The 5544-nt window shown below is 58.2% G+C and carries 5 protein-coding genes; 1 reads left to right on the top strand and 4 read right to left on the bottom strand.

The window, feature by feature from the left end:
- Positions 1–137: 137 nt before the first annotated feature.
- Both VEZ52_RS08100 and VEZ52_RS08095 read right to left on the bottom strand, forming a co-directional pair.
- Complete coding sequence (locus tag VEZ52_RS08100; protein ID WP_324836373.1) at positions 138–1748, bottom strand: MBOAT family O-acyltransferase; 1611 nt, start codon at positions 1746–1748, stop codon at positions 138–140.
- A 315-nt stretch (positions 1749–2063) separates the two neighbouring features.
- Entirely contained in the window at positions 2064–2351 is a 288-nt protein-coding gene (locus VEZ52_RS08095; RefSeq protein ID WP_022657574.1) for an integration host factor subunit alpha, read from the bottom strand.
- A gap of 343 nt (positions 2352–2694) precedes the next feature.
- Between VEZ52_RS08095 and VEZ52_RS08090 the strand changes: the two genes are divergently transcribed.
- Positions 2695–3819 (top strand): radical SAM protein, encoded by a 1125-nt coding sequence (locus VEZ52_RS08090; protein WP_324836372.1) that lies wholly within the window; start codon positions 2695–2697, stop codon positions 3817–3819.
- A 378-nt stretch (positions 3820–4197) separates the two neighbouring features.
- Here VEZ52_RS08090 and VEZ52_RS08085 read toward each other — a convergent pair whose 3' ends face one another.
- The gene (locus VEZ52_RS08085; RefSeq protein ID WP_324836371.1) at positions 4198–4692 is read right to left on the bottom strand and encodes a Spy/CpxP family protein refolding chaperone; all 495 of its coding nucleotides are present in this window, start codon (positions 4690–4692) and stop codon (positions 4198–4200) included.
- 307 nt (positions 4693–4999) lie between these two features.
- Positions 5000–5461 carry a periplasmic heavy metal sensor gene (locus tag VEZ52_RS08080; RefSeq protein WP_291443350.1) on the bottom strand — a complete coding sequence of 154 codons (462 nt, stop codon included), beginning with the start codon at positions 5459–5461 and terminating at the stop codon, positions 5000–5002.
- Positions 5462–5544 lie beyond the last annotated feature (83 nt).

The raw sequence follows: 5544 nt of genomic DNA, 5'->3' as shown, positions 1-5544 counted from the left end.
ACGTCGCCGCTGCTGTGCAGCCACCACGCGGTATAGGGAACGGCCAGCAGGCATCCCGCCAGGACAAGGCCCAGCAGCACGAGAAAATAACGCTTCAAAAAGGCGGTTTCTGTGTTGTTCATGGCGTTCACGCGTGGTTAAAATTGGAAGTACAGGAAGGTCGCCTTGCGCGAAACCAGAATCAGGGTCAGGAAGGCCATAACGGCCAGCCCTGTGGCCCAGGCGGCGGTGGGCCGCCAGCTCAGGCGCGGGCGGCTGCCATCGCGTCTGCCGTGCAGAATCTCGCGGCTGTTGGGCAGCGCCCAGACCACCAGAAAGCTCGCCAGCAGCAGCGCAAAGGGAACCCATCCCTGAATGTAGTTGTTGGGCAGCCAGCGTGCCACCAGGGCGGCAAAGCCCGCAAGCCCGTCGGTTGTTGCGCTCAGGCCCGCCGCTTCACGCGTAAACGGCCCTGTGAACATGGCTTTGAACATGCGGCCCGCGCCTTCAATTGTCAGCGCGCGGAACACAACCCAGCACAGATTGATGCAGAAAAATGTAAACAGGATGGAGCAGAGGCGCAGCGGCGCAAGGGCCAATACGCGTTCCAGCGTTTTGCCCTTGATGCAGGCGCGGAAAAAGTGGTTGATGCCCAGCATGGAACCGTGCAGCGCGCCCCAGACAATAAAGGTCCAGCCTGCGCCGTGCCACGCGCCGCCGATCAGCATGGTCAGAAACAGGTTGCGGTACTGCATGAGCCGCCCTTTGCGGTTGCCGCCTAGGGGGATGTACAGAAAATCGCGCAGCCACGAACTGAGCGTGATGTGCCAGCGCCGCCAGAAGTCCACAATGCCTGTGGATTTGTAGGGGGAATCAAAGTTTTCCGGCAGCCGGAGTCCCAGCATGAGGGCAAGGCCAATGGCCATGTCCGTGTAGCCCGAAAAGTCAAAATACAGCTGGAAGGTATAGCACAGAGAACCCAGCCACGCCTCGGCCCCGCTGAGGGGAAAGGCCTTTTCCGCAGCATTGAAGACAGAGTCGGCGTACATGGCGATACTGTCGGCCAGCAGAACCTTTTTGACCATGCCTATGGTAAAAAGCGTAAAGCCCTGAGCCAGATTTTCCGCCGTGGTGGGGGCAAGGGTATCAAACTGCGGGCCTATCTGCTCATAGCGCACTATTGGCCCGGAAATCACATAGGGAAAGCATGCGGAGAACAGCGCATGCCGCGTAAAGCCCTGGGGCGTTACCTGCCCGCGGTATACGCTGACAAGCCAGGCGATCTGGATGAAGGTATAAAAAGAAATACCCAAGGGCAGCCCGGGCGGGGAGAAATGCCACTGCGCATGCAGCAACGCCCCAAGATTCTGGGCCAGAAAGGCGGAATACTTGAACCACAGCAGGGGCAGCAGGTTGAGCACCAGGGCAAGGATAAGCAGACCCTTGCGGCTCAGGTGGAACCGGCAGCCAGCCTGCTTGCGCGAACCGCACAGACAGGCCTTTTCGCCATCGCCTTCCGCGTCATCAGCGGCGGCATCCTGTTTCTGCTCTGGCTCTGGCGCTGCCAGGGCAAGGGCAAAGGCATAGTTCATGCCCAGAATCACAGCCAGTAGAATCAGGAAGGGCAAGCCCCACAAACCGTAAAATACTACGGAAAAAGCCAGCAGCACCAAAGCAAGACCAGTGGGGCCGTAGCCCTGGGCCAGCCGCCAGCATACCAGCAGCAGGGGTAGAAAAGCGAAAAGGAATGTGTACGAGTTGAAAAGCATGTGCGACTCCCGTTGGACGGCGTGGACATGCCCGCCGCGCTGGCGTCAGCCTGGATTCTTTCGAGTTGCGGTGTGGGATGCTCCGCACTCTGCGGCTGAGCCGCGGAAATGACGGGCATCCTGCTTTGATCCCCAAGTGCCGCCTTACGTCCTGCACAGCAGGGCAAGGCGGTTGCTCAAGCCCGGCAAGCATGTCTGCCGTGCCGGGCTGTGCATTTTTTGTAGGCCAGATGGCAAAGAAAAAGCGCGCACGACAAGAAACGCGTCACACGCGCCCCCACCGGCATGCCAAGGCTGCCGAGGCTCCGAGCTTGCCTAGGGGTTCAGCTCTGCGCGAAGCTTGCGCGAGAGGCGAAACACCATAACCTTGCGCGGCGGCAGGGTGATGGTTTCATCTGTCTTGGGGTTGCGGCCCTTGCGGGAGGCCTTGTCATAACACTCAAACTTGCCGAATCCGCTGATAAGCAGGGCCCGGTCTTTTTTGATGGCGACCTTCATGATCTCCAGCAGTTTTTCTACCACGTTCTTGACATCTACGCGGTTTTTGTCCGTCTCTTCGTAGATGGCCTCCACGATGTCCGCTTTGGTCAGTGTTTTTTTCATAGTGCTCTCCGGCGCAGTGCGCTGGTATGGCTGAGTGGAACCCAGTGTCCCTAATGCCCCGCAGCAATGTTTGTCAGCTTCACACAAACGGAACTTTTGTGTAAAATACACGCAAGTTACAGACAGAGCAAGATTTTTTTAAAAAAATCGCCTGCATGTTATTTTCCGTCCAATGCGCTCTGCATACCGTTTCACAGTCAGCGAGCCCCCTATGCCCCTCAAAAAAAAGTTTTTGTCCATGACCCTTATGGACATTTCTGCGCCCTTTTATAGACAATCCCATTCTGAGGAGACCGGCTGTGAAACCGCCGCCGCACCCCATATATGTGGGGCGGATATGGATATGACTCTGAATAGTGCGCACCATTCATCGCAGATTGTGGGCAAAAGGCGCGTAGTGCCGCTGGATTTTGTATGGCTGCGGCGCAGTGCGGCACAAAGGCAGGCCGTTGTGCCGGTTTTTTTGCCATTCAGGGGCTGCCCTGTGCGCTGTGTTTTTTGCGCGCAGGATGTGCAGACCGGCATTGGCGGCTGTCAAAATCCGGACATGGTGGAAAGCCCGCGCGCCGCAAGCGTGGAGGGCCTGCTGCTTGCCGCACGGGAGAATTTGCGTCTGCGCCACGAGAGCGGGCAACCTGCGGCGGAACTGGCATTTTACGGAGGCACGTTCACGGCATTGCCGGAGGAGGATCTGTCCGCCTGCCTTAATCTGGCCTGCGAAGCGCAGAAAAAAGGCTGGATACGTTCCTTCCGCTGTTCAACACGTCCAGACAGGGTAGACGCCGCGATACTGGAGAGGCTGCGCGCCGCAGGCTGCGGCGTGGTGGAACTGGGCGTGCAGAGTTTTGCCGACAGCGCCCTTGCCGCCTCCCGCCGGGGCTATACCGGCGGCACTGCCAAGGCGGCCTGCGCCCTTGTGCGGGCTGCGGGCCTCAAGCTGGTGGTGCAGCTCTTGCCCGGCATGCCGGGGCATAGCCCGCAGTTTTTTAGGGACGATGTACCAATGGCCCTGGCTGCGGGCGCGCAGATGCTGCGGTTTTATCCCTGCCTTGTGCTTGAAGGCACCGGCCTTGCCGCCATGTGGCGTGAGGGGAGCTACAAACCCTGGCCGCTGGAGGATACACTTGAAAGCCTTGCTCACGGCTGGCTCATGGCAGCGCGGGCCAACGTGCCCGTGATCCGCATGGGGCTTGCCCCGGAGGCGGGGCTGGAAAGTGCCGTGCTTGCGGGGCCGGTGGACAGGGAGCTTGGCGGCAGGGTCAGGGGCCGCGCCTTGCTGTTGGCGGTAAGGGAACTGCTAGGCGAGGGGGCGGTAACACCAGCCGCGCAGTTTGATTTGCAGCTGCCCCGGTCAGCCCAGGGTTTCTTTTGGGGCGCCAAGGGTGAATTGCGCGCCAAGTGGGCCGCGCTGGGGCTGCGCACGGTATTTTTTGACGAGAAAATCTCGCCGCAGCTTGTTTTCATCTAGGCATGGTTGGAAGCAAAATGTTTTGCAGGGAGACGCCTTTTGTAAAAAGTTTTTTCCCCACGCTCAGTTGCTAAAATTCAAGCGCGGCCAGAGTAATGCCGCGCAGGGCAAAACGCACAGAATCCGCTTTACTGCGGGTTCTGTGCGTTTGTTGTCTGATCTGGAAAAGGAGGCGGCCGCCGGGGGGGAACCGGCGGCCGAGAAGGGAGGGAGGGTGTTGATGGTTATAAGGTTCTGTTCAAAGGAGGAGGTTCTTGGAGGCTCCGTAATACCCCCCTTGGGGGTAGGGGGCAGGACGGAAATCTGTTCGCAGTGATCTGTATATGTCAACCGCCTTGGGCGGACGAGTTGGGAGCGGCAATTTCGGTTAAGTTGTGGTTACTGGGCCGCGCCGTGCTGGTGTTTCGCCGCAGCGGGTGCGTCCTTTTTGGGCATGGGGGCAGCGGCAGGCTTGCCCACTTCTTTTTCAAGACGCTGGGTCATGGTTTCGTGCATCTGACCGAGCTGCTTTCTGAGTTGCAGCAATTCGGTGGCAGTGGCGCGCACAGCCGCAATATCGGGGGTGGAGGCATTTTGCAGGGCGCGCAGCTCCTGTCGCTTGATGAACATCTGGTCCTTTACGGGTTCCATCTGTTTGACGAACTCAGCCACAATGGCGTCATACTTCTGCTGTTGTTCGGGGGTATACGCCCCACGGCCCATCATGCCGTGTCCCTGCATGCCAGGGCAGGGCATTTCACCCATGCAGCCGCCCATTTCCCGCATACCTTCGGGCATATCTCCTGCGGGGCCAGGCTGGCTGTATGCCGTTATAGCGCCACCCATCAGGGTTGCTGCAAGTATGGCTGCGATGGCGATGTTTTTGGATTTCATGGAAGGCTACCTCGTAGTCTTTTTTCTCGTATATGGTTTCGTTGTTCCTGCAACGTTTGCTTGCTATATAGCAATGCGTGTGCCAACTAATTTTTATTCAATAAAATTATGCTGTTGATGGATTATTCCCCGTTGCCGTTGCGCCCTTGGGCAGAGAAGCGTATGTTTTTTATACATTCGGGCATTGTCTCTGTATAAAATTTGTACATCTGCATAATTTTCTTACAGGGGCTGCCGGGCGCAATTGAATAAAAAAACGCGCCCGCCTTGAGGGCGGACGCGTGTTGCTGCGAGCAGATTGTCGCGGTTACTTGCTGGCGGAAGTGGACAGACCGGGATATTCCATGCTGCACCCGCGGGTTTGCGGGCTGCCAAGCGGAACGCCTACCTCAGTATCCATGCGCTGGTCTGCTCGTTGCAGAAGGGCGCGCAGTTCATCTCGCAATTGCTGTAATTCATGCCCCAGACGGGGCAGCGTTTCCGGCGAGGTGGTCTGGTTGTAGCTCAGGTGGGCAAGCTCGTTTTTTTTCAGCATGATGCTTTTGCGCAGTTCGTTCACCTTGGGGGAGTATTCGTCAATGACGGCCTGGGCTTTGGCCCGTTGCGCGGGCGAAAGCTGTTGCAGCCATGTCCGCATATCTGCGGCGTGGTTGGCTGCGGGGCTTCCCGGCGAAGGTGTATATTCCGCATAGTCGGTCTGATCCGCCGCCGTTGGCTGGGGGAGGCACAGACTGGCCAGAACACAAAGGGAAAGAAGGGGTTTCATCATAAAAGACCTTCTGAAGAATAAACTCGTCCCGCTCTCATACCAATCACTGAGCGGGGTGGCAAGATTCCCGGCTTTGTGGGCAC

It is taken from the genome of Desulfovibrio sp., assembly GCF_035644575.1.
GTDB lineage: Bacteria > Desulfobacterota > Desulfovibrionia > Desulfovibrionales > Desulfovibrionaceae > Desulfovibrio.
The sequence above is the reverse complement of the archived record's forward strand: the minus strand, read 5'-3'. Positions and strand labels throughout refer to the sequence as shown.

Excerpts from the sequence above, each read along its gene's own strand:
- VEZ52_RS08100 (WP_324836373.1), bottom strand. The coding sequence starts at position 1,748 with ATGCTTTTCAACTCGTACACATTCCTTTTCGCTTTTCTACCCCTGCTG.
- VEZ52_RS08095 (WP_022657574.1), bottom strand. The coding sequence starts at position 2,351 with ATGAAAAAAACACTGACCAAAGCGGACATCGTGGAGGCCATCTACGAA.
- VEZ52_RS08090 (WP_324836372.1), top strand. The coding sequence starts at position 2,695 with ATGACTCTGAATAGTGCGCACCATTCATCGCAGATTGTGGGCAAAAGG.
- VEZ52_RS08085 (WP_324836371.1), bottom strand. The coding sequence starts at position 4,692 with ATGAAATCCAAAAACATCGCCATCGCAGCCATACTTGCAGCAACCCTG.
- VEZ52_RS08080 (WP_291443350.1), bottom strand. The coding sequence starts at position 5,461 with ATGATGAAACCCCTTCTTTCCCTTTGTGTTCTGGCCAGTCTGTGCCTC.